The sequence below is a fragment of the Myceligenerans pegani genome, assembly GCF_014892515.1.
GTDB classification, from domain to species: Bacteria; Actinomycetota; Actinomycetes; order Actinomycetales; family Cellulomonadaceae; genus Myceligenerans; species Myceligenerans pegani.
Window position 1 is genome coordinate 168002 of the sequence record NZ_JADBGR010000088.1, and the last position, 24637, is coordinate 192638.

General features: G+C 73.9%; 25 protein-coding genes. 10 read left to right on the top strand and 15 right to left on the bottom strand.

The window, feature by feature from the left end:
* Nucleotides 1–62: 62 nt before the first annotated feature.
* Complete coding sequence (locus tag IIE03_RS14110; protein WP_225997734.1) at nucleotides 63–908, bottom strand: TetR family transcriptional regulator C-terminal domain-containing protein; 846 nt, start codon at nucleotides 906–908, stop codon at nucleotides 63–65.
* A 90-nt stretch (nucleotides 909–998) separates the two neighbouring features.
* On the opposite strand from IIE03_RS14110, the gene IIE03_RS14115 reads away from it, so the two are divergent.
* Nucleotides 999–1925 (top strand): alpha/beta fold hydrolase, encoded by a 927-nt coding sequence (locus IIE03_RS14115; protein WP_192863387.1) that lies wholly within the window; start codon nucleotides 999–1001, stop codon nucleotides 1923–1925.
* Between the two features lie 100 nt (nucleotides 1926–2025).
* On the top strand, nucleotides 2026–2565 hold the full coding sequence (locus IIE03_RS14120) for a hypothetical protein (RefSeq protein ID WP_192863388.1): 540 nt from the start codon (nucleotides 2026–2028) through the stop codon (nucleotides 2563–2565).
* A 191-nt stretch (nucleotides 2566–2756) separates the two neighbouring features.
* Here the strand turns inward: IIE03_RS14120 and IIE03_RS14125 are convergent, their stop codons facing one another.
* From IIE03_RS14125 to IIE03_RS14135, 3 genes are all read right to left on the bottom strand, one after another.
* Nucleotides 2757–3200 carry a VOC family protein gene (locus IIE03_RS14125; protein WP_192863389.1) on the bottom strand — a complete coding sequence of 148 codons (444 nt, stop codon included), beginning with the start codon at nucleotides 3198–3200 and terminating at the stop codon, nucleotides 2757–2759.
* A gap of 62 nt (nucleotides 3201–3262) precedes the next feature.
* On the bottom strand, nucleotides 3263–3865 hold the full coding sequence (locus tag IIE03_RS14130; protein ID WP_192863390.1) for a YdeI/OmpD-associated family protein: 603 nt from the start codon (nucleotides 3863–3865) through the stop codon (nucleotides 3263–3265).
* 144 nt (nucleotides 3866–4009) lie between these two features.
* Nucleotides 4010–5188, bottom strand: coding sequence for an alpha/beta fold hydrolase (locus IIE03_RS14135; RefSeq protein WP_192863391.1), 1179 nt, complete (start codon nucleotides 5186–5188; stop codon nucleotides 4010–4012).
* 173 nt (nucleotides 5189–5361) lie between these two features.
* Here IIE03_RS14135 and IIE03_RS14140 point away from each other — a divergent pair, with 173 nt between their 5' ends.
* Nucleotides 5362–5946 (top strand): TetR/AcrR family transcriptional regulator, encoded by a 585-nt coding sequence (locus IIE03_RS14140; RefSeq protein WP_192863392.1) that lies wholly within the window; start codon nucleotides 5362–5364, stop codon nucleotides 5944–5946.
* A 138-nt stretch (nucleotides 5947–6084) separates the two neighbouring features.
* Here IIE03_RS14140 and acnA read toward each other — a convergent pair whose 3' ends face one another.
* The 4 genes from acnA to IIE03_RS14160 form a co-directional block, all read right to left on the bottom strand.
* Entirely contained in the window at nucleotides 6085–8847 is a 2763-nt protein-coding gene (gene acnA / locus IIE03_RS14145) for an aconitate hydratase AcnA (protein WP_192863393.1), read from the bottom strand.
* A gap of 173 nt (nucleotides 8848–9020) precedes the next feature.
* The gene (locus IIE03_RS14150; RefSeq protein ID WP_192863394.1) at nucleotides 9021–9212 is read right to left on the bottom strand and encodes a hypothetical protein; all 192 of its coding nucleotides are present in this window, start codon (nucleotides 9210–9212) and stop codon (nucleotides 9021–9023) included.
* A gap of 78 nt (nucleotides 9213–9290) precedes the next feature.
* Nucleotides 9291–10733: a class I SAM-dependent RNA methyltransferase gene (locus IIE03_RS14155; protein WP_192863395.1), complete on the bottom strand. Its 1443-nt coding sequence runs from the start codon at nucleotides 10731–10733 to the stop codon at nucleotides 9291–9293.
* A gap of 127 nt (nucleotides 10734–10860) precedes the next feature.
* Nucleotides 10861–12864, bottom strand: coding sequence for an APC family permease (locus tag IIE03_RS14160; protein ID WP_192863396.1), 2004 nt, complete (start codon nucleotides 12862–12864; stop codon nucleotides 10861–10863).
* A gap of 56 nt (nucleotides 12865–12920) precedes the next feature.
* Here IIE03_RS14160 and IIE03_RS14165 point away from each other — a divergent pair, with 56 nt between their 5' ends.
* Both IIE03_RS14165 and IIE03_RS14170 read left to right on the top strand, forming a co-directional pair.
* Nucleotides 12921–13574, top strand: a complete 654-nt coding sequence (locus IIE03_RS14165) for a potassium channel family protein (protein WP_192863421.1) — start codon at nucleotides 12921–12923, stop codon at nucleotides 13572–13574.
* A complete protein-coding gene (locus tag IIE03_RS14170; protein WP_192863397.1) occupies nucleotides 13574–14239 on the top strand; it encodes a potassium channel family protein in 666 nt (221 codons plus the stop codon). Before IIE03_RS14165 ends, IIE03_RS14170 begins: the two co-directional genes overlap by 1 nt.
* Here the strand turns inward: IIE03_RS14170 and IIE03_RS14175 are convergent.
* The 4 genes from IIE03_RS14175 to dut all read right to left on the bottom strand — a co-directional run bounded on the left by IIE03_RS14175 (nucleotide 14181) and on the right by dut (nucleotide 17093).
* On the bottom strand, nucleotides 14181–15044 hold the full coding sequence (locus IIE03_RS14175) for a DUF3159 domain-containing protein (protein ID WP_192863398.1): 864 nt from the start codon (nucleotides 15042–15044) through the stop codon (nucleotides 14181–14183). The two genes, IIE03_RS14170 and IIE03_RS14175, sit on opposite strands and share 59 nt — an antisense overlap.
* 119 nt (nucleotides 15045–15163) lie before the next feature.
* Entirely contained in the window at nucleotides 15164–15532 is a 369-nt protein-coding gene (locus tag IIE03_RS14180; protein WP_192863399.1) for an OB-fold nucleic acid binding domain-containing protein, read from the bottom strand.
* A gap of 10 nt (nucleotides 15533–15542) precedes the next feature.
* Nucleotides 15543–16271 (bottom strand): DUF3710 domain-containing protein, encoded by a 729-nt coding sequence (locus tag IIE03_RS14185; protein WP_192863400.1) that lies wholly within the window; start codon nucleotides 16269–16271, stop codon nucleotides 15543–15545.
* Between the two features lie 306 nt (nucleotides 16272–16577).
* The gene (gene dut, locus IIE03_RS14190) at nucleotides 16578–17093 is read right to left on the bottom strand and encodes a dUTP diphosphatase (RefSeq protein ID WP_192863401.1); all 516 of its coding nucleotides are present in this window, start codon (nucleotides 17091–17093) and stop codon (nucleotides 16578–16580) included.
* Between dut and IIE03_RS14195 the strand changes: the two genes are divergently transcribed.
* Entirely contained in the window at nucleotides 17092–17550 is a 459-nt protein-coding gene (locus tag IIE03_RS14195; RefSeq protein WP_192863402.1) for a DUF3093 domain-containing protein, read from the top strand. The two genes, dut and IIE03_RS14195, sit on opposite strands and share 2 nt — an antisense overlap.
* Nucleotides 17551–17627: 77 nt before the next feature.
* Here the strand turns inward: IIE03_RS14195 and IIE03_RS14200 are convergent, their stop codons facing one another.
* Both IIE03_RS14200 and IIE03_RS14205 read right to left on the bottom strand, forming a co-directional pair.
* On the bottom strand, nucleotides 17628–17930 hold the full coding sequence (locus IIE03_RS14200) for a DUF4193 domain-containing protein (RefSeq protein ID WP_123814110.1): 303 nt from the start codon (nucleotides 17928–17930) through the stop codon (nucleotides 17628–17630).
* 352 nt (nucleotides 17931–18282) lie between these two features.
* Nucleotides 18283–19134 carry an inositol monophosphatase family protein gene (locus tag IIE03_RS14205; RefSeq protein ID WP_318842980.1) on the bottom strand — a complete coding sequence of 284 codons (852 nt, stop codon included), beginning with the start codon at nucleotides 19132–19134 and terminating at the stop codon, nucleotides 18283–18285.
* Nucleotides 19135–19394: 260 nt separating this feature from the next.
* Here IIE03_RS14205 and sepH point away from each other — a divergent pair, with 260 nt between their 5' ends.
* The 4 genes from sepH (at nucleotide 19395) to IIE03_RS14225 (ending at nucleotide 23800) form a co-directional block, all read left to right on the top strand.
* Nucleotides 19395–20897, top strand: coding sequence for a septation protein SepH (gene sepH / locus IIE03_RS14210; RefSeq protein ID WP_192863404.1), 1503 nt, complete (start codon nucleotides 19395–19397; stop codon nucleotides 20895–20897).
* Nucleotides 20898–21107: 210 nt separating this feature from the next.
* Entirely contained in the window at nucleotides 21108–21692 is a 585-nt protein-coding gene (locus tag IIE03_RS14215) for a DUF5998 family protein (RefSeq protein ID WP_408632847.1), read from the top strand.
* A complete protein-coding gene (locus IIE03_RS14220) occupies nucleotides 21689–23047 on the top strand; it encodes an alkaline phosphatase family protein (RefSeq protein ID WP_318842981.1) in 1359 nt (452 codons plus the stop codon). The genes IIE03_RS14215 and IIE03_RS14220 overlap by 4 nt, the downstream gene beginning before the upstream one ends.
* A 27-nt stretch (nucleotides 23048–23074) precedes the next feature.
* Nucleotides 23075–23800, top strand: coding sequence for a thymidine kinase (locus IIE03_RS14225; protein WP_192863405.1), 726 nt, complete (start codon nucleotides 23075–23077; stop codon nucleotides 23798–23800).
* 1 nt (nucleotide 23801) lies between these two features.
* On the opposite strand, the gene IIE03_RS14230 is transcribed toward IIE03_RS14225, so the two are convergent.
* On the bottom strand, nucleotides 23802–24637 hold an 836-nt coding region (locus tag IIE03_RS14230), incomplete at its 5' end, for an acetate--CoA ligase family protein (protein WP_225997735.1).

Consider the following 24637-nt stretch of genomic DNA (forward strand, 5'->3'; position numbering starts at 1 on the left):
CGCGTGACCGAGCGCCGCGCGGTGTGTCGCCGTGAGAGCGCGGCGGGTGTGGCGCCGCGTGGTCAGCGCAGCATGGCCGGGTCCGCGCCGTGGGCCGTCAGGAGCGTGCGGACCGCCGTCGCCGCGTAGGTGTACGACGACTCGTCCCCGGTCAGGAGCGAGCGGTCGTTCGCGGCGCTGAGCAGCGCGTTCACCTCGAAGGCGACCTGACGCGGGTCGGTGCCGGCGGACAGGTCACCGGCGTCGACCGCGATCTCGACCTGGTGCGCCAGGTACCCCTCCCAGTCGGCCTGCGCCTCGGCGACGGCGTCGCGCACGGGGCCCGGCCGCATGTCGAACTCGATCTCGACGGTCCGGAAGAAGCAGCCGCCGCGGAACACGCGGCGGCGCGAGTAGTCGATCCATCGCCGCACCAGCTCCCAGACCCGTGCGAGACCGCGCTCCGCACCCCGCGCCGGGACGATGACCGCCTCGGTGTAGACCTCGCGCGCGCGTGCGACGACGGCGAGCTGCAGCCCTTCCTTCGAGCCGAACAGGCCCGCGATCGCGCTCTTGTTCACGGGCGCCGAGGCCGCCAGCCCGCCGAGCGACAGCGCGCCCAGGCCGTGCACCGACGCGTCCTGGACGGCCTGGTCCAGCACCGCGCGCCGGGTCCGGTCGCCGCGGACCCGGCGCAGATCGGCGGTGCTCCCGGCCGGAGCGTCGGCCCTGGTGACAGCCGCGCCCCCGCCCACGGTGGCCCCGACGGCGGCCGTGCGCCCGGCCGCGACGTCGGCCCTGGTGACAGCCGCACCCTCGCGCGCGGTGACGCCGGCCGCAGCCGTGTGCCCGGCCTCAGCCGCACCGGTCGCCGGCGCGCCTCCCGTCTCCCCCGCGCACTTCCCTGTCGCCGCATCGGGTCTCGCCATGAAGAGAGTGTACGACCGTACGCACATGTTGTACGCTCACAAACAATCCGATCGATCGTTCAGATACTTGACCGATACCTGGGAGGCCCTGTGCCCACGCTGCGACACCTCGCTCACCTGCCCGCGCCGCTCGCCGCCGAGGTCGCCGCCTGGGCCGCCTTCCGGCTCGGCCCTCGCGCCGCCGTCCGGCCGCACGAACGCGAGCTCCACGAGACCGCCCGCCGGGTCACGCTCGGCCACCGGCGCCCCGCCGCGAACCGCGGACGGCCCGTGGACGTCGCGGTGTACACGTGGGGCGGCCCCGGCGCCCCCGCGGTGCTGCTCGTGCACGGCTGGCAGTCCCGCGCCGCGTTCTTCGCACCGCTGATCGCCGACCTCGTCGGGGCCGGGCGGCGCGTCGTCGCCTACGACGCCCCCGGGCACGGCGACTCCGGCGGCACGCGGCGCACGCTTGCCGACGACGTCGCGATCATCCACCGCCTGTCCGCCGCGGAGGCGGAGGGCTGGGAGGGCGTCGTCGGACACTCGGCGGGCGTGCTCGCAGCCGGCGTCGCCCTGGCCGACGGCGCACCCGCGCGCCGGTTCGCCGGTCTCGCCGGCATCTCCTCGGCACACGCGATCAACGACGGCTTCTTCGAGTTCACGGGCACGCCGCGCCGCCTGCGCGAGCGGTACGACGACGTCGTGCGGCGCCGCCGCTTCCCCGACGAGCCCGACCTCTACGAGCGCTACGACCTCACACGCCGCCCCGTGCCCGCCACGATCCCGGCGCTGTTCGTGCACGACGCGGCCGACAGGCGCGTGCCCCACCGGCAGTCCGAGCTGCTCCTGGGCGCGCACGCCGGATCAGCCGAACTGGTCACCACCACAGGGCTGGGCCACAACCGGATCGTGCGCGACGGCGCCGTGCGCCGCCGGACGGTCGAGCACGTGACGGCCGCGAGGACTTCGGGAGCCGAGACAGCCACGGAGGCCGCTGAGACCGCGTGGACCGTGAACGCCGGTAACCTTCCCTGACCTGCACTTTTCTCCTACACTGATGCCGCGTTCGTCCGGCTTGCTGGAATTCTTCCCCCGGCAGGTCGCGCGAGACCCGCGACCGACGAGTGGGGGAAGCATGTCAGCCGAGCACGCCCGGGACGCGGCCACCGCCGCGGTCGTCCTCGCCGTCTTCGCCGGGCTCTGGTTCGCCTGGGCGCGGCGCCACATCCGGGGCCTGTGGATGCTCGTACCGATCGTCGGGATGGTCAGTGCGGTCGTGGTCGCGGTGAGCGGGACCCTCGACGTCATCGGCGCGTGGGACACGGGAACCGCGGTCGACGGCGGGACGATCGGGCTGTACGTCGTCGCGCTCGGCCTGCAGGCCGTCGTCACGCGCGTGATCACGGGGTTCCTCGCGTCGCGCGATCTGACGAACCTGGTGCCGACCGTCGTCGCGCTCTCCCTCACCGTGCACCTCGTCGTGCTCGCCGAGCTGCTCTGGGTGGACGACCTCTACCTCGTCGCCCTGATCTGCCTGGCGGCGATCGTGCTCGCGTGGCCGATCGCCGCGGTCGGCCGGTTCATGACACCGAGCGGGGCGCCGATGACCCACGCGACGACCGGCATCCTCATGGGCGTGATCCTCCTGGGCGCAGCGGCCCGCGCGCTGGTCTGACCGCGAGGATCGTGCGGGCAGCCCGATCGTGCTCGGCTGCGGTCCGGTGACCGTGCGTGCGCCCCTTGGACGGACCGCGAGGATCGTGCTCGAGGCCTGACCGTGCCGGGCCGTGGTCCGGTGACCGCGCGTGTGCCCCCTGGACCGACCATCGCTCGTAGCCCGGCCCCCGGGCCGCGGTCCCATCCTGATCAGGCCCCCGACGGCGTCCCGCCCGGTGCCGGGAGGACGATCCGCGCGATCGCCCCCGGGTTCCAGGCGACCTCCCAGAAGTAGCCGTCCGGGTCGGTGAAGTAGCCCGTGTAGCCACCCCACTCCCGGTCCTGGGGTGCGTGCGGGATGCCGGCGCCGGCCGCCGTGGCGGCGGCGAGGACCGCGTTCACGTCCTCCCGCTCCGGCACGTTGTGCGCGAGCGTGATCGGCGCGACGCCCGGGCCGTGCCGCACGGCGCCGACCTCGAGCTCGAACTGGTCCCGCGCCCAGAACGACAGGAGGAGGTGCTCGCCCGCCTGGATCATGAGGACGTCACCGGGTTCCTCGAACGCGGGCGTCCAGCCCAGGCCGTCGACGTAGAAGGCGCGGGAGGCGGCGACGTCCCGGACCGCGAGCGTGATGAGACTGATGCGCTGTTCCATACCCCGACCCTGCCACTGGTGTCGGACATCGGCGCGAGGCGCTACGCGTGCGCCCGCGTCCCTCAGCCCTCGGCGTCCAGCGTCCTCCTCTGCGGGTACGGCGTCTCGCCGCGCTCCAGCATCGCGACGAACTTGGCGACGTTGCGGGTGTGGGCCTCCGCCGTCCGGAGATTGGCCAGGCGATGCAGGATGGCGTAGCGGTTCTGCCCGCTGAGGATCTCGAACATCGCCGTGGCACGCGGGCTGGCCGCGAGCGCCTCGGCGAGTTCCTCGGGGACCTGGATGTTCTTGGGGCCCTCGTAGGCGGCGTCCCAGCGGCCGTCGGCCTTCGCCTTCCCGACCTCCTCGAGGCCGCGCGGCCGCATGCGCCCCTCGGCGGTGAGCCGTTCCACGATCCCGACGTTCCGCGCCGACCACCGGCTGCGCGCCCGGCGGGGGCAGAACCGCTGCAGGCTGGTCGCGTCGTCCCGGCGCCGGCCCTGTGCGTCGATCCATCCGCTGCACAGCGCCTCCTCGAGCGCGGCGGCGTAGCTCAGCGTGGTGGGTGCGTCCTTGCCCTTCTTCGCCAGGACCAGCCACACGCCGTCCGACGTCGACTCGTGCTCGTCGAGCCATGCCCGCCAGGCGGCGGCGTCGGTCAGGGTCAGCTCGGGGTCGTCGATCATGCGAGCACCGTACGCCGGGACACTGACAGTGTTCTCCCGAGCCGCCGGGCTCCGTCGTGCTCGGCTCCTGCGTCGCCTGCGCGCGCCGTCGCGACGCTTCGCATCCGGCGGCCGGGGACCGGTTCCGCACGAGGCCGGCCTCGGTCAGTCGTCGTGGTCCGCCATGAACGCGAGCAGCTCCTCGTCCACGGCCTCCGCCTGCTCGAAGGGCAGCGAGTGGGTGGCGCCGGGCCACAGCCGCACGTCGGACTCGCGCAGGTGCTCGTTCGCGAACCGGACGGCCGCCTCCGGGTCGCCGTTCACCTCGCCGTCGCCGGCCAGCGCCGCGTAGACCGGGACGGGAAGCGTCCGCAGCTGCTCCGCCGTGAAGGTCGACGGCGTCGATCGCTGGGAGGCGTAGTGCTCGGTGCCCGCCGCGATCATCCTCGTCATCGGGTCGTCCGGGTCGATCTCCGCGACACCGCCGATGTCGGCCAGCGCCGCGTCGCGCCAGCTCTGGGGCAGGAACGGGATCGCGCTCGGGATCGAACGCACCACGATCTGCCAGGAGAAGCTGCCGAAGGTCTGGACCGGGTCGAGCAGGCTGAGCGAGGCGACGCGTCCCGGGTGGTGCACCGCGTAGTTCATGGCGGACCATCCGCCGAACGAGTGCCCGACCACGTGCGCGCGGTCGACGCCGAGCCCCGCGAGCGTCTGGTCCACCCAGTCGGCCTGGGCGGCAGGGCTGTCCAGCGGGACGGACTGGGTGCTCATCCCGGCGTCGCCCAGGGCGTCCAGCGCGTACACGGGCCGTTCCGCCATCAGATCCGGGAGGTTCGTCTGCCACATGGGGGCGCCCGAACCCCAGCCGGGAAGCAGGACCACGGGAGTCGGGACGGCGTCGTCGCGCGCGGCGTCGTCAGGTGCGGGGTCGGCCGCCCCGCCGCCAGGCTCGACGTCGGACTCACCGCCGCCGGACGCGGAGTCAGGCCCACCGCCGCCAGGTGCGACGTCGGACGCACCGCCGCCAGGCGCGGCGACGCCGGGCCCGGCGAACAGGTAGGCCCGCACCGTCCCGTAGTCCGTGTCCACGTCGTGCGTCCGCGCGGGCTCCGGCAACGTCGTCATCACCTCGTCGTAGGCGGTCACGTACTCGGCCCTGCCCTCGGCGCTGCGCCACGCGCCGACCGCCGGGCCGCTCGGCGTGGCCAACAGCACCACGTTGACCAGCAGGGACATCGTCAGGACGACCCGTGTACCGATCCTGCGCCAGCGCGGCACCGGTCTACCCGGCGCGCGTTTCCCGGCCTGCTCGCCATCCCGCTTCTCGTTTCGCTCGACCATGGCAATACACTTGCACTGTAAAAACGCCGGCGCAAGCCCGGCCGGCCCGCGCCGCGTGCGGGCGTCGCCTCGCGAGCAAGACAGAACCCAGGCCGCGCACCCGGCGACCCCGAACCAAGCGACCCGAACCCAGAGGCGGGCCCGCCCGCCGAGCGACGTGAAAGGATCTGCCCGTGCCCCGGATCGTCGACCACGCCGAACGCCGCCGCGAGATCGTCGTCGCCGTCTGGGCGATCGTCGCCCGGCGCGGGTTCGAGGGCGTCACGCTCCGGGCCGTCGCCGCCGAGGCCGGTATCTCCGTCGGGCGCGTGCAGCACTACTACTCGTCGCGCACCGAGCTCGTCCGCGACGGCTGCCGCCGCATGCTCGAGGAGGCCCGCGCCGGGTTCGCCGCACGGACCGAGTCGTTGCCGCCCCTCGAACGCCTGCGCGCCCTGGTCCACCGCGCCGTCCCGACGACGCCGGAGTGGGCGCTGGGCACCATCGTGTGGCAGGCCTACCAGGCCAAGAGCGTGGACGACGTCGCGATCGCCGGCATGGTCACCGACGCGCACACCGCCGCGGTCCAGCAGGCCGCAGGGTTCATCGACGACGCGCGCCGCGACGGCACGCTGCCCGACGGCGACGACCCGGCCGCCCTCGCCCTCCGCCTCCTCGCCACGTCGGAGGGGTACGCCGCGCGCGTGATCGCCGGCAGCCTCGACGCCGACGACGCGCTCCGCGCTCTGGACCGGGACATCGACGCCCTGCGCGGCTGACGGACCCGGCGCCCGCTCGCGCGCGAGTCCGCACCGTACCGACACGCGAACGACGGCGGCCCCGGTCACCTTCCCTGCGGAAGGCAACCGGGGCCGCCGTCGGGCAGCCTGACCGGTCAGGCCATGCTCAGGCCCGGTTCACGCCGCGAGCGAGCGGAGCACGTACTGCAGGATGCCGCCGTTGCGGTAGTAGTCGGCCTCACCCGGGGTGTCGATGCGGACCACGGCGTCGAACTCGACCGCCGTGCCGTCCGCCTTGGTCGCCGTGACGGCCACGGTGGACGGCGTCTCGCCGTCGTTGAGCGCCGTGATGCCCGAGATGTCGAACACCTCGGTGCCGTCCAGGCCCAGCGAGTCCGCGGACTCGCCGGCCGGGAACTGCAGCGGCAGCACACCCATGCCGATGAGGTTCGAGCGGTGGATGCGCTCGAAGCTCTCGGTGATGACGGCCTTCACGCCGAGCAGCTTCGTGCCCTTGGCGGCCCAGTCGCGCGACGACCCGGAGCCGTACTCCTTGCCGCCGAGCACCACGAGCGGGGTGCCGGCCGCGGCGTAGTCCTGCGCGGCGTCGTAGATGGTGTCCTGCGCGTCCTTCACGAAGTTGTACGTGAAGCCGCCCTCGACGCCCGCCCCGTCGTTCTCCGCGGCGAGGAGCTGGTTGCGCAGGCGGATGTTCGCGAACGTGCCACGGACCATGACCTCGTGGTTCCCCCGGCGCGAGCCGTAGGAGTTGAAGTCGCGGCGGGCCACGCCGTGCTCCGCGAGGTACACGCCCGCCGGGCTGTCCGGCTTGATCGAGCCCGCCGGGGAGATGTGGTCCGTGGTGACGGAGTCGCCCAGCTTGGCGAGGACACGTGCGCCGGCGATGTCCTCGGCCGGGGCCGGCTCCATGCCCATGCCGTCGAAGTAGGACGGCTTGCGCACGTAGGTGGAGTCGGGGTCCCAGGCGAACGTGTCGCCCTCGGGGGTCTCGAGCGCGCGCCAGCGGTCGTCGCCGGTGAACACGTCGGCGTAGTCCGTCTCGAACATCTTGCGGTCGATCGAGGACTCGATCGTCGCCTGGACCTCCTCCGGCGAGGGCCAGATGTCCTTGAGGAACACCGGGTTGCCGTCCTCGTCGCGGCCCAGCGGGTCGTGGTCGAAGTCGAACTCCATGGTGCCCGCGAGGGCGTAGGCGATGACCAGCGGCGGGGACGCCAGGTAGTTCATCTTGACGTCCGGGTTGATGCGGCCCTCGAAGTTGCGGTTGCCGGACAGCACGGAGACGACGGCGAGGTCGTGCTCGTTGACGACCTCCGAGACCTTCTCGTCGAGCGGGCCGGAGTTGCCGATGCAGGTGGTGCAGCCGTAGCCGACCAGGTGGAAGCCCAGCTTCTCGAGGTACGGCCACAGGCCGGCCTTCTCGTAGTAGTTGGTGACGACCTGCGAGCCCGGAGCCATGGAGGTCTTGACCCACGGCTTGGAGGTCAGGCCCTTCTCCACGGCGTTCTTCGCGAGCAGGGCCGCGGCGAGCATGACCGACGGGTTCGACGTGTTGGTGCAGGACGTGATCGAGGCGATCGCGACGGCGCCGTGGAACAGGTCGAACTCCTTGCCCTCGCTGTTCGTGACGTGCACGTGCTTGCGACCGTTCGGCGTGACCGCGGGGGCGTCGGACGCCGGGAACGACTCCTTCTCGGCCTCGTCGACGCGGTCCATCACCTCGGGCGCGTAGTTGGGCAGGTCGCGCGTGAACGCCGCCTTCGCGTTCGTCAGCTCGATCCGGTCCTGCGGGCGCTTCGGGCCGGCGATCGAGGGGACGACCGTCGACAGGTCCAGCTCCAGGTACTCGGAGTACTTCGGCTCGGGGGCCTCGGGGTCGAGCCACAGGCCCTGCTCCTTGGCGTACGCCTCGACGAGCGCGACCTGCTCGTCGGAGCGGCCGGTCAGGCGCAGGTAGTCCACCGTGACGCCGTCGATCGGGAAGATCGCGGCCGTCGAGCCGAACTCCGGCGACATGTTGCCGATGGTGGCGCGGTTCGCGAGCGGCACCTGGGCCACGCCGGCGCCGTAGAACTCGACGAACTTCCCGACGACGCCGTGCTGGCGCAGCATCTGCGTGATGGTGAGGACGACGTCGGTCGCCGTGACGCCCGCCGGGATGGAGCCGGCGAGCTTGAAGCCGACCACGCGCGGGATGAGCATGGACACCGGCTGGCCGAGCATCGCCGCCTCGGCCTCGATGCCGCCCACGCCCCAGCCGAGCACGCCCAGGCCGTTGACCATGGTGGTGTGCGAGTCGGTGCCGACGCACGTGTCGGGGTAGGCCCGCAGCACGCCGTCGACCTCGCGCGTCATGACCGTGCGTGCCAGGTACTCGATGTTCACCTGGTGCACGATGCCGGTGCCCGGCGGGACGACCTTGAAGTCGTCGAACGCCGTCTGGCCCCAGCGCAGGAACTGGTAGCGCTCGTGGTTGCGCTGGTACTCGATCTCCACGTTGCGCGCGAACGCGTCCGTGGTGCCGGCGACGTCGATCTGCACCGAGTGGTCGATGACCATCTCGGCCGGCGACAGCGGGTTGATCCGCGTGGGGTCGCCGCCGAGCTCGGCGACGGCCTCGCGCATGGTGGCCAGGTCGACGACGCACGGCACGCCCGTGAAGTCCTGCATGATCACGCGCGCCGGCGTGAACTGGATCTCCGTGTCCGGCTGGGCGTCCGGGTCCCACGACGCGAGCGCGCGCACGTGGTCCGCCGTGATGTTGGCACCGTCCTCGGTGCGCAGGAGGTTCTCGGCGAGGATCTTGAGCGAGTACGGCAGGCGCTCGACACCCTCCACCGCCGACAGCCGGAAGATCTCGTAGGTCTTGTCGCCTACCTCCAGCGTTCCCTTCGATCGATACGTGTCCACGCTGCTCACTGCGGCTCCTTCGCGGGGCTTGCGGGCCACCGGGTGCCCGGATGCGCAGACGCACCGGCCCGACGGCGGGATTTGGGGGCTCCACCCAGCCTAGGCCGGGCTGCTCCCGTCAGCATACCGCACATATCTTGACGTCAAGATACTTGCCCGTCACGAAGGACGCCGACGCCGGCTCAGCCGGTCAGGGCGCGGACGATCCCGATGATCACGAGCACCAGCACCACCACCGGGACCAGGAGCAGCGCGCCGATCAACCGACCGGCGGGGGTCCGCACGGCGGCGCCCCCGACGCGTGCGAGCCTCCCCCATCGCCGCACCCACGCGACCAGATGCTCGGCCCTGCTCGCCTTCCCCTCCTCGGCCATGCGGACAGCCTAGGGTCCGCGGGCCGCCGGTCATGCGGTGACCGGCCGGATGGCCGCCGACGGCGCGGGGCCGCGGCGTCAGGCGCGCTCGAGCACGGCCACCGCCTCCACGTGGTGGGTGTGCGGGAAGACGTCGAACGCGCGCAGGGACGTGAGGTGGTAGCCCGCCTGGGCGAAATAGCCGACGTCGCGCGCGAGCGCGGCCGGATCGCACGCCACGTAGACGACCCGCGCCGGGTCGCGGTCGGCGATCGCCGCCACGACGTCGCGCTTGGCGCCCGCACGCGGCGGGTCGAGGACGACGACGTCGGCCCGCCCGTGGACCGGACCGCCGCCGGCGTCCGGCTCGGCCGCCCGACCGCGCGCCGGCGCCTCACCGCGTCCGGCCAGGACCTCCGCGACGTCGCCCGTGAGCAGGCGGACCTGGTCCAGGCCGTGGGCGTTGCGCCGCGCGTCCCGCACCGCGCCGTCGTCGCCCTCCACCGCGACGACGGTGCCGCCCTCCCTCACCGCGGCGGCCAGCGGCAGCGTGAACAGTCCCGCCCCGGAGTACAGGTCGAGCACGGTCGCCCCGGCGACGTCGCCGGCGGCGTCGAGCACCGCCTGCGCCAGCAGCCCCGGCGCGGCCCGGTGCACCTGCCAGAACCCGGCGGCACTCACGCGGTACGTGAAGGTGGTGGCGTCCTCCGCGCCCGGCAGCCGCACCGTCATGCTCTCCTTCACGGCCCGGCGCGCGTTGGGCCGGGAGTCGACCCGGCCGCGGTGCCACGGCTCGCCGTCGACCAGCACGAGCCCCTGCGCCTCTCCGCCCGTGGCCGTGGCGTCGGCGCCGTCCGGCCCGGCCGGGGCGACCAGCTCGACCCGCGTGCCCGGCTTCCAGCGCCTCTCGAAGACGTCCTCCGCGGCCGCGAGCTCCGCGACCCCGGGGGTCGCGAGCGGCATGCCGGCCGGCAGCGCGTCGAGCGCGACGACGTCGTGGGAGCGGAAGCGGTGCATGCCCAGCCGGCCGCCGTCGTCGGCGACGAGGTCGATCCTGGTGCGGTAGCCGAGCCCCGCGGCGGCGTCGTCGCCGGGCGCCGCCTCCACGGTGAGCCCGTCGAGCAGGGGGCCGTCGTATCGCGCGATGCGCCGGAGCTGGCCGGCGACGACGTCGGCCTTCCAGCGGCGCTGCGCCGGCAGCGCCACGTGGGAGAGCTCCCCGCCGCCGACGCCGCCCGGCCCGGCGGCAGGCCAGGCCGGGTCGACGCGGTCGGGCGACGGTTCGAGGACCTCGACGGCGTCGGCCCGCCAGAACCGCGATCCGGTGCTGGTGACGCGGGCGCGCACCCGCTCCCCGGGGAGGGTGTGCCGGACGAACACGACGCGGCCCTCGTGCCGGGCCACGCAGTGGCCGCCGTGCGCCACGGGGCCGATCTCCAGCTCGAGGAGCTCCCCGACGCCGGGCACGTCACTGACGCGCGGTTCGCGGCCGCGGGGCGGTCGCCCGGGGCGGGTGCGGGGTCGGGACGGTCGGGTCGTCATGGGGCCTGCCTTCTGCGCGGGGCGCGGAACGTGTCGTGGTCGGACGAGGGACGCGGCGTCGATGCGGTCCGCGGCGTGCGCCGCCGGGACGTGCCGCCGTCGTCCGCGGGCCGTGGCCGTCCGCCGGTCACGGAACCTGCCTTCTGCGGTGGGCGTCGACGCCCTCGAGACCGGTCTGCCCGGCGGAGGACTCCAGCTGCCACGGCACGGACGCCACGACGACGCCGGGGGTGAACAGCAGCCGGCCCTTGAGGCGCAGGGCGGACTGGTTGTGCAGGAGCTGCTCCCACCAGTGGCCCACGACGTACTCGGGGATGTAGACGACGACGAGGTCGCGCGGGGACTCGCGGTGCACCGACCGCACGTACTTCAGCACGGGCTTGGTGATCTCGCGGAACGGGGAGTCGAGGATGCGCAGCGGCACGGGCAGGTCGAGCGCCTCCCACTCGCGGGTGAGGCCGGGGATGTTCTCGCGGTCCACCCCCACGGTGACGGCCTCCAGCGTCTGCGGCCGCGATGCGCGGGCGTAGGCGAGGGCGCGCAGGGTGGGCTTGTGCACCTTGGAGACGAGCACGATGGCGTGCACGCGGCTCGGCAGGGCGCGCTCGGCCTCGTCGTCCTCGCTGAGGGCCAGCTCGTCGCTCACGCGGTCGTAGTGCTTGCGGATGCCCCGCATGATGACGAACAGTCCCACGATCGCCAGCAGCGTGAGCCAGGCGCCGTGGGTGAACTTGGTGACGAGCACGATCACGAGCACCGCGGCGGTGGCGACGAGGCCGACGGTGTTGATGAACCGCGAGCGCTTCATGCGGGCGCGGGTGTCGGGGCGCACCTCGGTACGCAGCTCGCGGCTCCAGTGCCGCACCATGCCGAGCTGGGAGAGGGTGAACGAGAGGAACACGCCCACGATGTAGAGCTGGATCAGGGCGGTGACCCGCCCGTCGAACAGCACGACGAGCACGATCGCGCCCGCGCCGAGGGTGAGGATGCCGTTGGAGAACGCGAGCCGGTCGCCGCGCGTGTGCAGCTGGCGGGGCAGGTAGCCGTCGCGGCCGAGAACCGAGCCCAGCACCGGGAAGCCGGCGAAGGCCGTGTTGGCGGCGAGCAGCAGCACGAGGCCGGTCACGGCCACCACCAGGTAGAACACGAACGGCGCGCCGGAGAACACGGCCTCGGCGAGCTGGCTGATCACGGGGTGCTGGACGTAGTCCGCGGGCAGCGGCTCGCCGTTCATCGTGAGCTGGGTGTGCGGGTCCTCGGCGTACCGCACGCCCGTGGCCTCGGCGAGCAGGACCAGCATCATGAGGGTCGCGGCGGAGACCAGGCCGAGCATCGCCAGCGTGTTCGCGGCGTTGCGGCCCTTCGGCTTGCGGAAGGCGGGCACGCCGTTGCTGATGGCCTCGACACCGGTGAGCGCGACGGAGCCGGACGCGAAGGCCCGCGCGACGAGGAGCGCGCCGCCGAGCCCGATGAGCCCGTGGTCCATCCCGTCGGTCGGCACGATCTCGAACCCGGCGCTCTCCGACGGCGGCAGGGTCCCGGTCCAGTACCGGATCGCGCCGACCACCGCCATCGCGCCCATGACCGCCATGAAGCTGTACATCGGCACGGCGAAGACCCGGCTCGACTCCCGCACGCCGCGCAGGTTCATCAGGGTGAGGAATCCGATGATCCCCACGGCCACCAGGACCTCGTAGCCGCGCAGCGCGGGCAGGGCGCTGGCCGCGTACTGGGCGCCGGAGGACACGGAGACCGCGACGGTGAGCACGTAGTCCACGAGCAGCGCCGACGCGACGCCGAGGCCCGCCGTCGGCCCGAGGTTCGTGGTGACGATCTCGTAGTCGCCGCCGCCCGACGGGTAGGCGCGCACGTTCTGCCGGTAGGACGCCACCACCACGAGCAGCATCGCGCCGACGGCGAGGCCCACCCACGGGGAGACCGCCGTGGCCGTGAGGCCGGCGACGGCGAGCATGAGCAGGATCTCGTCGGGCGCGTACGCCATGGAGCTGAGCGCGTCCGAGGAGAACACCGGCAGCGCCAGCCGCTTCGGCAGCAGCGTGCGCCCCAGGTTGTCGCTCCGCATGGGGCGGCCGACCAGCAGTCGCTTGGTCGCGTCGATAATTTCCGGCACGTTGCATGATGCTATGCCCAAAGGCGGGTAGCGTTCCCATCGTGCACTTCGTGATCATGGGTTGTGGCCGTGTCGGGGCCACGCTCGCGCAGAACATCTCCGAGCGCGGGCACTCGGTCGCCATCGTCGACCAGAACACCGACGCGTTCCGGCGCCTGCCGTCCGACTTCGCCGGCAAGAAGGTCACCGGCGTCGGCTTCGACCGGGACACCCTCGTCCAGGCCGGGATCGAGGAGGCGTTCGGCTTCGCCGCCGTGTCCGACGGCGACAACTCCAACATCCTCTCCGCGCGTGTCGTGCGGGAGACGTACGGCGTGGACAACGTGGTCGCCCGCATCTACGACCCGCAGCGCGCCGAGATCTACCAGCGGCTCGGCATCCCGACCGTCGCGACCGTACGCTGGACCGCCGACCAGGTGCTGCGCCGCATCCTGCCGCTGGGCTCCACCGACGAGTTCCGGGACCCGTCCGGCAAGGTGCGCATCGCGCAGATGGACTACCACGCCGGCTGGGTCGGGTCGCCGCTGCGGCGTCTCGAGCGCGCCACCGGTGCGCGCGTCGCGTTCGTCTCCCGCTTCGCCGAGGGCTTCCTGCCCGACGACGGGGCGGTGCTGCAGGAGAACGACGTGCTGCACCTGATCATGCAGGTCGACGACGCCGCCGCCGTCGAACGCGTGCTCACCGCCGCACCGAGGGAGGAGGACGAGTGATGCGGGTCGTCATCGCCGGGGCCGGGTCCGTGGGTCGCTCCATCGCCCGGGAACTGCTCAGCCACGACCACGAGGTCATGCTCGTGGACCGCAACCCCCTCGCCATGCGCGTCGCCCAGGTGCCCGAGGCCGACTGGCTGCTCGCCGACGCGTGCGAGCTGTCCAGCCTGCAGGACGCCGACGTCGAGACCGCGGACGTCGTGGTCGGCGCCACCGGCGACGACAAGGTGAACCTGGTGTTCTCCCTGCTGTGCAAGACGGAGTTCGGGGTGCCACGCACGGTGGCGCGCGTGAACAACCCGAAGAACGAGTGGATGTTCGACGGCTCCTGGGGCGTGGACGTGGCCGTGTCCACGCCGCGCATCATGACCGCCATGGTGGAGGAGGCGGTCGCCGTGGGCGACCTCGTGCCGATCTTCAGCTTCCGCCAGTCGGGCTCGGACATCCTCGAACTCACCCTGCCGGACGACTCGCCGCTGATCGGGACGCGCGTCGGTCAGATCGACTGGCCGGAGGACACCGCGCTGTCCACGATCGTGCGCGACGGCCGGCCCGTCGTGCCCACCGACGACGACACGCTCGAGGGGCACGACGAGCTGCTGATCGTCACCGGCGCCGGCGTCGACCGGGCGAAGCTGCAGCGCCTGCTGACAGGACAGGCCTGATCACGACCCAGCACCCGAACAGCACCAGCGCGAACAGCGGCAGGCCCAGCACCAGGTGGAACGTGCCGAGCCAGGCGACGGTCCCGGCGAAGTAGAGCGGGGTCTTCACGGCGAGGCGGACGGCGAACATGCCCACCCAGAGCCAGGTGGCGATCGTGTAGGCGCGCATCTTGGCCGGGTCGCCGCGCCAGGCCGTGAGGGCGGCGAGGGGGTTGGGCTCGTCGTCGTCCGCCGCGGCGGCCGCACCGCCGTGCGCGGAGTGGGCCGTGCTGCGCCGGTCGAGCCCGCTGTCCGACGACGCCTCCTGGGCCTGCGCGTTGCGGCGCACCTGGTCCGGCGTGAGCCCGGCGACCAGCGCCTCGACGAACAGCCCGATCAGGGGCCAGCGGACGAGGATCGAGGCGAGCATGACCACCAGGTAGGCCGCATTGGTCCACAACGCCCAGACGAACACGTTCTCGGCGTCGCCGGTGCGCCACGCCCAGACCGCGCCGATCACCACGCCGACCAGCCCGCCGAGCGCCGTCGCCAGCGAGGTGCGCTGCACCAGCCGCGCGACGGTCGCACCGACCGCGACGGCGACCGACGCGACCAGCGGGATCATCAGGTCCTGCAGGATCACGAAGAGCACGACGAACACCACGCCGGGCGCGACGGACTCGACCATGCCGCGCACGCCGCCCACCGCCGCCAGCGGCGAGAAATCGTCCCCCGTCACCGCGGCGAGGCCGCGGCCGGGCGGCGCAGGCCAATCGTGCGACTGATCGTGCTCAGCGGCGGACGGGGGATCGGTGCGGTGGGTCATGCGGACATTCTGCCGTGTCCGGCGCGATCGGGGGACACCGGCGGACGCTGCGTGCGCGACGCGACCTCGATAACATGGTGCGGCCTGTCCGAGCCCGCGCAGGGAGTGCCCACGAGCCCTCAGTCGCCCGGACGGGGGCGGAGCTCGTAGCGGGGATTGAAGATGGTGCGGCGGCCGTGGACCTCGCACACCATGCCCTCCACCCGGAGGCGGCGGCCGGGCTCGATGCCGGCGATCGCGCGGCGGCCGAGCCAGACCAGGTCGAGGACGCCCGAGCCGTCGTACAGCTCGGCCTCGACGGTCGGCACGCCCTCACGCGGCCGCAGCACCACGGAACTCAGGATGCCCGACGCCGTGCCGCGCCGACGCGGCTCCAGCCGGTCGACGGGGGTGCAGCCGGTGCTCCGTGCCGCCGCGGCCCGCTCCCGGACCGCCTCGCGCTCGTCGTTCGAGGCCAGGACCCCGGCCAGCGCCGATCGCAGACCCATGGTGCCTCGCTCAGCCGATCTGGGTGATCTCGGGGCCGCGGCGCAGCGGGTTGAAGTCCGTGGCCTGGGGCCGGCTGGTCGCGGGGGTGGCCGCCGCGCCGCCCGCCGAGGCGTCGGCCTCCACCGCGGCGGCGCTCTTCTGCCGCGGCAGCGTCAGCGTGAGCAGGTCGCGCGGCGGGCGCGGGTTCTCGTCGCGCACGACGACGACGTTCGCGAACACCGACTCCAGCGGTCGCGCGGCCTCCTTGTCGAGGGCCGCCTTGCCGGCGAGCACGCCGCGCACGAACCAGCGCGGGCCGTCGACGCCGATGAACCGCGCCGGCCGGGTCCGGGGCGAGCCGTCCGGCGCCTTGGCGGGCATGTGCACCAGCAGTTCCCGGCCGAACACGCCCGGCACGTCGTCGACCGAGCCGCCCTGGCGCGCCACCGAGTCGGCGATCTCCGCACGGATCTCGTCCCAGATCCCCGAGGACTTCGGCGCGGCAAAGGCCTGCAGCTGCAGGCTGGAGCCGCCGAGCGCGGCGGTGACGCCGGTGACCCTCTGCGTCTTCTTCTCGATCTCCATGCGCAGTTCGAGGCCGGGCAGCACCGGGAGCCAGATCGCCCCCAGATCGACCCGCGGTCCGGGCTTGTCCACCTGGGAACGGTCGAACGGGCCCTGCGCCGGAGCCGGCTGCTGCGGAACCTGCGGCTCGGGTTCGGGCGTCGCCGCCTTCGCTCCACGTCGGAACAGACCCACTTGGCCACCATCTCCTCTCGGACGGGCGCGGGCTTCGCGCCCAACGCTCTACTTTAGTCCCGCTCACCGGGCACCAGACACCGCTGTGTTCTCCCGGGCCGCTGTGTTGTCCGAGCCGCCGGGCTCCGCTGTGTCTTCCCGGGCCGCTGTGTTGTCCGAGCCGCCGGGCTCCGCCGCTGCGGGCGCTCCTGCGTCGCGTCCTCGCGTCGTCGCCACGCTTCCGGCGGCCGGGGAGTGGTCGCGTCCGGCCATGACCCGCGGGCCGCCGCCGGGCGACGCGCCGCGACCGGCCCGCTGTGCCCGGCGTCAGGAGCGCGCCGCCGCCCAGCCGCCGCTGGAGCCGAAGCCGCCCGCTCCCCGCGCGCTGCCGGGCAGGGTCTCGGCGGGCAGGAACCGGGCCCGCTCCACCTTCTGGATCACGAGCTGCGCCACGCGGTCCCCGCGCGCGAGCTTCACGGGCTCGTGCAGGTCGGTGTTGAGCAGGGTCACCTTGATCTCGCCGCGGTAGCCGGCGTCGACCGTGCCGGGGGCGTTGACGAGCGTCACGCCGTGCCGGGCCGCGAGGCCCGAGCGCGGGTGCACGAACGCGGCGTAGCCGTCGGGCAGCGCGACGGCGACCCCGGTCGGGACCATCGCCCGCCCGCCGGGCGGCAGCTCGACGTCCTGCGTGGTCACGAGGTCGGCGCCGGCGTCGCCCGGGTGGGCGTAGGCGGGAACGGGGACATCGGGGTCGAGCAGCTGGATGAGCACGTCCACGGTGCTGCCGGGGTCGGTGGTGTCGTCGTGAGGCACGCTGCGAGGGTACGGGATGATGTCCTCCATGACCTCCCGCGCCACCCCCGAGTTCCACGAGCGCCTGCTGCCCGGACCGGGCGGCTGGCTCGGAGCCGCCGGGCTGGGTGTCATCGCGGGGATCGTGCCGTGGCCGTTCAACCCGCCGCTGGGGATCGCGACGGGGATCCTGATCTGTGCGATCGGGATGATCGCGCTGGCGACGACGTCGCCCGTGGTGCAGGTGAGCGCCGGCGTGCTGCAGGCCGGGCGCGCGAGCGTCCCGCTGTCCCAGCTCGGGGAGGCGGCCCCGCTGGACGCGACGGCCATGCGCTGGGAGCTCGGCCCCGGCCTGGACGCGCGTGCCTACGTGTGCCTGCGCGCGTGGGCGCGCACGGGAGTCCGCATCGCCCTCGCCGACCCCCGGGACCCGACCCCCTACTGGCTCGTCTCGACCCGCGACCCCCACGCCCTGGTAGCGGCCCTCTCCAAGAAGGCTGCGTCGTGACTCCACGACAAAGGCTGTCACTCTCGTGACAGCCCGGTGTCGAATGCTCGCGAGGGTTGCTCGCGTCGCGCGCTGGGTCAGGCAGCGGCGCACTCCGTGCAGATCGGCTGGCCACCGTTCTCGGCAGCGAGCTGGCTGCGGTGGTGCACGAGGAAGCAGCTCGAGCAGGTGAACTCGTCGGCCTGGCGCGGCAGCACGCGGACGGCGAGCTCCTCACCGGAAAGATCCGCGCCCGGGAGCTCGAATCCTTCCGCCGCCTCGGTCTCGTCCTCGTCCACGACACCGGACGACTTGTCCTGGCGGCGAGCCTGCAGCTCCTGGATCGAGTCCTGCTCGACGTCCTCGTCGGTCTTGCGAGGTGCGTCGTAATCAGTTGCCATCTGTGTCTCCGTGGGTCTTCCGTGGATGGGGTTGAGCTGATAATGCGTGGCGGCCGGGTTTTGTTCCCGGGCGGGCGAACGGATTCTGCACCATTTTTTCGCGCGGCGCGACAGGTATCGGTGTTAACCGCGTCACGTCCGGGTTGACCTGGACGGACACGGTGCCTGACCTGGCCCGTGAGCGATGGAATCCCGTCATGGTGAAGAGGATTCGGCGACCCGCGTCCCACAACGTGACACGGTTCGGCCGCGACGCCGGGCCCGCACGACGCGATCACACGTCGCGTTCCGCCGCCACGCGTCGCCTCCGACCGCCGCCCGGTGACCGGAGGGCCGGCCCCTCGGACTCGCCTCAGCCCTCGTCCGCGTTGGCCGCCTCGAGAATCTTCGCCAGCGGCGCGACGAAGTCCGCACCACCCGCCACCAGCATGTCGCCGGTGGCGACGCGCCCCCGCAGCCCCGTCAGCACGGCGCCCGCCTCGGTCGCCACGAGCGCGCCCGCCGCCATGTCCCACGGGTTCAGGCCGCGCTCGTAGTAGAGGTCGAGCGACCCCTGCGCGAGCAGGCACAGGTCGATGGCCGCCGAGCCCAGCCGCCGGATGTCGCGCACCTGGGGCAGCACATGGGCCAGCACGGCCGCCTGCGCCGCCCGGCGATCGGCGTCGTACCCGAAGCCCGTGCCGACGAGGCACTCCCCCAGCGACGCGGGCCGCGAGACGCCGATCGGCTCCCCGTCGCGGGTGGCGCCCTCGCCGAGGCCCGCCGACCAGGTGGTGTTCTCCGGGACGGAGTGCACGGCGCCGGCGAGGATGGTCCACTCGGCGGGGTCCGGCGGCCCGGTGACGACGGCGACCGACACCGCCCACCCCGCCACCCCGTACATGTAGTTGACCGTGCCGTCGATCGGGTCGACGACCCAGGTGAGCCCGCTCGTGCCGGCCACGTCGTCGCCCTCCTCGCCCAGGACGGCGTCGTCGGGACGTTCCTCGGCGAGGATTCCGCGCAGCAGGTCCTCGGAGGCACGGTCCATCTCGGTGACCGGGTCCGTGCCGGTCGACTTCGTGGCGGCGACCTCGACCGTCGCGGGGCGGCCGTCGCGCACGAGCGCTCCGGCGGTGGTGGCGAGGCGTTCGGCGAGCGCGCGAAGCCCCGCGATATCGATGTCAGCGTCGGGGGGAACGGGGGGAAGAAAGTTTTCGCTCACGATCGCCATCCTGCCGGAATTGCCGTGCCCGTGATTTTCGACGTTCGCCCGGCACGACCCGACGAACCGTGGTATGACATCGCGAACCTGGTCGATCGTCCAGTGAATGACCAGCAGATGGGACGGCCGGTCTCCCCGCCTGGGCCCGGCGGCCGGGACGGCACGCCGTCAGTACGGGCTTCCCGGCGCGCCTGTTGGTCGTATCGCGCGGATGATGGCAGTCTCGCAGGTGCACGTGAGCCCATGCGGAGGTAAAGAGGATGGACGAGCTCGAGCTCGTACGGCTGCACGAGGACGGTGACCGCCTGGTGGTCGCCGGCCCCGACGGCGCCGAGCACATGCTGCCCATCACGGACGCCCTGCGTGCCGCCGTACGCGGAGACCGCCCCCGGATGGAGTCGATCCGTGCCGACGAGGAGCTGGCCATGCGCCCCCGGGACATCCAGGCGCGGCTGCGCGCGGGCGCCACGGCCGACGATCTCGCCGCCGAGTCCGGGATGCCGGCCGAACAGATCCGCCGCTTCGAGTACCCGGTGATCTCCGAGCGGGAGCACGCCGTCGGCCGGGTCCGGGCCAAGGCCGTCATGTCCGAGGACGGCGGCACGGCCACCATCGGCGACCTCGCCGACAAGCGCCTGCGGGAGCGCCACAGCGACCCTGCCACCATCCGGTGGACGGCGACCCGCGACGGGGTCGCGCCGTGGGTCGTCACGCTCACGTTCACGGTCGACGCCGGGGAGCGGGTTGCGCGCTGGTCCTTCGACCCGCGCGGCGGCGCGGTGATCGCGCTCGACGACGAGGCCCGCTGGCTCGCCCTGCCCGAGGACGACGGCGGCCCCGTCTCCCGCACCGTCACCGCGCTGCCGCCCACGCGCGGGTACGGTCGCGCGGCCGTCGTCGACGACGAGACGGACCTGCTGCTCGACGGCCTGTCCGAGCGCCGGGGCCAGCGCCCGCAGCGCAGCGCCGATCCGGCGGACATCGACGCCGGCGAGCTCGACCTGGACGACCTGTCGCCCCGGCGCCGCCGCCCCGGCCCCACGACGCCGGGGTACGGTACGCCGCGGCCCGGTCACACGCCGGGCCGGCCGGCGCCTGCGGAATCCGCCGGAGCCGGGTCCCCGGGAGCCGGGTCCGCGGGATCCGGGCCCGGCGCACAGGGACCCGACTCGTTCCGACCCGCCACGTCCCGGACGGGCGCATCCGGGACGGCGGAGCACTCGCCGGACGGGCCCGGGGACTCCGGCACGTCCGACGACGAGCCCGCGCCCGCCGCCGTCGTCGACCTCGGGGCGCGGCGCGGGAAGCACAGCACCGAGAACCCGTCCGGCGAGTCCGCCGAGTCCTCACACGGCGGGACGCAGCAGCTCGAGTGGGACGGACCGAGCCAGTGGGAGATCCCCGGCCCCGAGCGGGACGACGAGCGGCGGCCGCGCACGGCGGCGCTGCGGACCGGCGGCCCGCTCACGGGCGCCGTGCCCAAGGCGCTGCGGCCCGCCACCACCCGGAAGTCACGGTCCGACGGCGGCACGGGCGCGGCGGGCGACTCCGCGGACAGGCATCCGGGCGATCACTCGGCGGCTCGTCCGCCGACAGCCGGCCACCCCGCGGCGGGCGACACCGGCGGGCCCGACGCGGGGCGATCCGAGGACCGCACGGGACCGGACAAGTCGAAGTCCTCGCGCCGCCGTTCGTCCCGCCGGGGCCGTGCTCAGGTCCCGAGCTGGGACGAGATCGTCTTCGGCTCGCGCCCGGAGGGCTGACGCGCCGCGGTCGGCCGGATGTCGGGTGATCGGTCCCCCGGGCGACCGATCACCCGACATCGCGCCGATCACCCGACCCCGCGGCTGACGACGCGGCGTCGGCCGGCTGTCGCCATCGGCTGCGGGTGCCTTCATCTGCCTTCCGGCAGCAATCCACAGGTCGTCGCCACGAACTGGCCCTCATGTCCCGGTCGGTGGGACAATCACCCGGTGCCTACCGCCCCCGCCGCCGAGATGCGCAAGACGCTGAACGCCCGACTGCACCGCGCCGGGTACTACCCGCAGCTGGTCGCCGACCTGCTGGAGGTCGCGCTCGCGGGCGAGGACGTGGTGGCGCACCTGGTGCAGGCGGAGACCACGTTCGACTCCGAGGTGCGCCGGCACCTGACGGTCCTCGTCCTGACGCCGACCCGGCTGATCACGGCGCACGTCGACGACCAGCCCGCCGACGAGGACGACGGCCGCCCCGGCCAGGCCGCGGCCACCACGGAGGCCGTCCCGCTCAAGGAGGTCCGCTCGGTGGGGCTGACCCACATCATCGGCGAGCCCGAGAAGCACCCGGACGGCGCGTCCCGGCTGGAGCTCAACCTCGCAATCGGCTGGGGCGGCGCGCACCGCATCGACCTCGAGCCCGCCACGTGCGGCGACCCGAACTGCACGGCGGACCACGGGCTGACCGGCCAGTCGCTGCCGGACGACGTCGTCGTGCGGGTGTCGTCGGCGGCGGAGGGGAACGACGCCGTCCGCGCCGCGACCGAGTTCGCCGAGGCCCTCTCGCGGGCCACCGCCGCGTGACGCCCCGCACCGACGCGTCCGGGCGGTCGCTCCCGGCCGGACCCGGCGGCCTGCCTGGTGACCCGACCGGCGCAACCGGCGGCGCCGCCGATCTGCCCGCGGGCCTGGTCGCGCCGTCGTACGGCCTGACGGGCCTCGCCGCGGTGCTGCCCGCCGCGGCCGGCGCGCTCGGGCACGAGCTGACCACCGCCACCGGCCTGAGCTCACGCGCCGCGGCCGACGAACTGGCCGGCGGATTCGGCGCGGTGACCCGCTGCGTCGTCGTCCTCGTGGACGGCCTCGGCGCGCACAACCTCGCCGACCGCGGGGGGCACGCGCCCACGATGCGCGGCCTCCTGCCCGGGGCCCGCACGCTCGCGTCGTGCTTCCCGAGCACGACGGCGGCCGCCCTGGGCACCCTCGGCACCGGCACCAGCCCGGCCCGCACCGGTCTGCTCGGCTACACGCAACGCAACCCGGCCACGGGCGGGCTGGCCACGCTCGTGTCCTGGCAGGAGCAGTCGAACCCGTACCGCCGCGGGCCGAAGATGTCGCGCCCGCTCACCGTCGCCCCGCGCGACCTGCAGCGCGAGCCCGGCGTGCTGGCCGCGCTCGCGGCGGGCGGCGTCGGGGTGACCTCGCCCGGGCCGCAGAAGTACAACGGCTCGGGCATGACCACCGCGGCGCTGCACGGGCCGGAGTACGTGGTGACGGGCAACCGCTTCGGCGACGCCGTCGACGCCACGGTCGCCGCCCTGCGCGCTCGGGAGGGCGCGGACCGCCGCCTCGTCTACCTGTATCAGGGCGCGGTGGACAAGGCCGGCCACAGGCACGGCTGGACGTCCCCGGAGTGGGGCGCCGCGTGCGAGGACACCGACCGCGAGCTGCGCCGCCTGCTGCGCGGCGTGCCGCGCGGCACGCTGGTGCTGATCACGGCGGACCACGGGCAGGTCACGACGGCCCCCGCGCGGCAGTACGACGTCGCGGCCGACCCGGCGCTGTCCGACGGCGTCGCCCTGCTCGGCGGCGAGCCCCGCGCCATGCACGTCTACACCCGGGACGGCGCCGACCCGGCCGCCGTCGCGGCGCGCTGGGCGGACCGTCTCGGCGCGGACGCCGTCGTCCGGTTGCGCGACGACGCCGTGGCCGAGGGATGGTTCGGCCCAGCGACGGGGCCGGGCTCGGAGGTCCCGGAGCACGTGCGCGACGTCATGGGAGACGTCGTGGTCGCGATGACCGGGGGCGAGGACGGCTCGGGCGCCGCGACCGTCGTCGACTCGCGCCTGCACTCCCCCGAGGCTCGCGCCATGCCGGGCGTGCACGGCTCCCTGACCCCGTACGAGATGCACGTGCCGCTGCTCGTCGCGGTGGCCTGAGCACACGAGAAGGTACCGAGGAGCGCCGTGGCCGAACTCGTCTTCTTCACCGGGACCATGGACTCGGGCAAGTCCACCCTGGCCCTGCAGACCGACCACAACTACACCGCGCGCGGGCGACGCGGCCTGATCTTCACGCGCGGGGACCGCGCGGGAGTGGCGCGGCTGTCGAGCCGGCTCGGGCTGGAGGTGACGGCCCGCGAGGTGCTCGACGACACCGACTTCTGGGCCGAGGTGCAGGCCGAGCGGCACGCGGGCCGCGCCGTCGACCACGTGGTGTGCGACGAGGCGCAGTTCTACTCGCCGCGGCAGGTGGAGCAGCTCGCGCGGCTCGTCGACGAGACGGAGATCGACGTCTTCGCGTTCGGCATCACCACCGACTTCCGCACCCGGCTGTTCCCGGGGTCGGCGCGCCTGTTCGAGCTCGCCGACCGGATCGAGGTGCTGCAGGTGCAGTCCCTGTGCTGGTGCGGGGCGCGCGCCACGCACAACGCGCGGACGGTCGACGGGGTCATGGTCACCGAGGGCGACCAGGTGGTCATCGGCGACACGGCCGACGACGGCGCGGCGGCCGGCGGGGGCGACGGCTGGGCCGACCCCGGAGCCGGGAACGGGGCCCACGACGACGCCCCCGCCGCGGCGGCGCCCGGCACGGTCGCCTACGAGGTCCTCTGCCGCCGCCACCACATGCGCCACATGACGGCCGCGACGGCCCGGCGCCGCAGCACGCCGACGGAATCCCTCTGGTCCTGACCTACTCCGGGAGGGCTCGGCGGAGGGGATCCGTGCGGCGGGTCGCCGGGTGCAGGCGGACGGCCGCGTGGAGGACGCTCGCACCGCGTTCCGCGACCGTCACCGGGTAGAGCTCCAGCGACGCGAGCTCGGGGAGGTCGTCCGCCATGACCGACACCCTGGCCAGCACGTCCTCCAGGGCGGCCACGTCCGCCGCCGGCGCCCCCTGGTAGCCGAACAGCCGCGGCGCGGTCCGCACGCCGCGCACCATCCGGGCCACGTCGACGTCGGTCAGCGGCGGTACGCCGTGCGAGACGTCGTCCAGGAGATCGGTGGCGTCCCCCGCCAGCCCGAACGACACCACCGGGCCGAACAGGTCGTCCTCCCGGCTGCGGATCACGCACGCCACGCCGGGCGGCGCCATCGCCTGGACCTCCAGGACCGGGTCGACGGCCGGCACCAGCGATCCCGCGGCCGCCTGCATCCGGGCCGCGTCGGCGCGCAGTTCGGACTCCTCGGCGATGTCGAGCTTGACGCCGCCGAGGTCGGCGCGGTGGCGCAGCGCGGGAGTCGCGATCTTGAGCGCCACCGGCCAGCCGAGCTCACGGGCGGCGGCCACCGCCTCGTCGGGCGAGTGCACCGTGCGCGCCGTCCAGAGCCGGATCCCGTAGCAGGCGAGCAGCTCGGCGGCACGGCCGTCGTCGAGCGGCAGGGCCTCGGCCGTTCCCGCGCCGCTCCCCCCGGTCGCACCTCTGCCGGGCTCACCCCTGCCGCTCCTCCCGGTCCCGCCTCCGCCGGTCCGACCCCTGGCGGCCTCACCCCGGCCGGACCCGCCGGCCGCCGCCCGGCTCGCCGCCG

Excerpts from the sequence above, each read along its gene's own strand:
- IIE03_RS14110 (WP_225997734.1), bottom strand. The coding sequence starts at position 908 with ATGGCGAGACCCGATGCGGCGACAGGGAAGTGCGCGGGGGAGACGGGA.
- IIE03_RS14120 (WP_192863388.1), top strand. The coding sequence starts at position 2,026 with ATGTCAGCCGAGCACGCCCGGGACGCGGCCACCGCCGCGGTCGTCCTC.
- IIE03_RS14125 (WP_192863389.1), bottom strand. The coding sequence starts at position 3,200 with ATGGAACAGCGCATCAGTCTCATCACGCTCGCGGTCCGGGACGTCGCC.
- IIE03_RS14130 (WP_192863390.1), bottom strand. The coding sequence starts at position 3,865 with ATGATCGACGACCCCGAGCTGACCCTGACCGACGCCGCCGCCTGGCGG.
- IIE03_RS14135 (WP_192863391.1), bottom strand. The coding sequence starts at position 5,188 with ATGGTCGAGCGAAACGAGAAGCGGGATGGCGAGCAGGCCGGGAAACGC.
- IIE03_RS14150 (WP_192863394.1), bottom strand. The coding sequence starts at position 9,212 with ATGGCCGAGGAGGGGAAGGCGAGCAGGGCCGAGCATCTGGTCGCGTGG.
- IIE03_RS14155 (WP_192863395.1), bottom strand. The coding sequence starts at position 10,733 with ATGACGACCCGACCGTCCCGACCCCGCACCCGCCCCGGGCGACCGCCC.
- IIE03_RS14165 (WP_192863421.1), top strand. The coding sequence starts at position 12,921 with ATGGGTTGTGGCCGTGTCGGGGCCACGCTCGCGCAGAACATCTCCGAG.
- IIE03_RS14170 (WP_192863397.1), top strand. The coding sequence starts at position 13,574 with ATGCGGGTCGTCATCGCCGGGGCCGGGTCCGTGGGTCGCTCCATCGCC.
- IIE03_RS14175 (WP_192863398.1), bottom strand. The coding sequence starts at position 15,044 with ATGACCCACCGCACCGATCCCCCGTCCGCCGCTGAGCACGATCAGTCG.
- IIE03_RS14180 (WP_192863399.1), bottom strand. The coding sequence starts at position 15,532 with ATGGGTCTGCGATCGGCGCTGGCCGGGGTCCTGGCCTCGAACGACGAG.
- IIE03_RS14195 (WP_192863402.1), top strand. The coding sequence starts at position 17,092 with ATGACCTCCCGCGCCACCCCCGAGTTCCACGAGCGCCTGCTGCCCGGA.
- dut (WP_192863401.1), bottom strand. The coding sequence starts at position 17,093 with ATGGAGGACATCATCCCGTACCCTCGCAGCGTGCCTCACGACGACACC.
- IIE03_RS14200 (WP_123814110.1), bottom strand. The coding sequence starts at position 17,930 with ATGGCAACTGATTACGACGCACCTCGCAAGACCGACGAGGACGTCGAG.
- sepH (WP_192863404.1), top strand. The coding sequence starts at position 19,395 with ATGGACGAGCTCGAGCTCGTACGGCTGCACGAGGACGGTGACCGCCTG.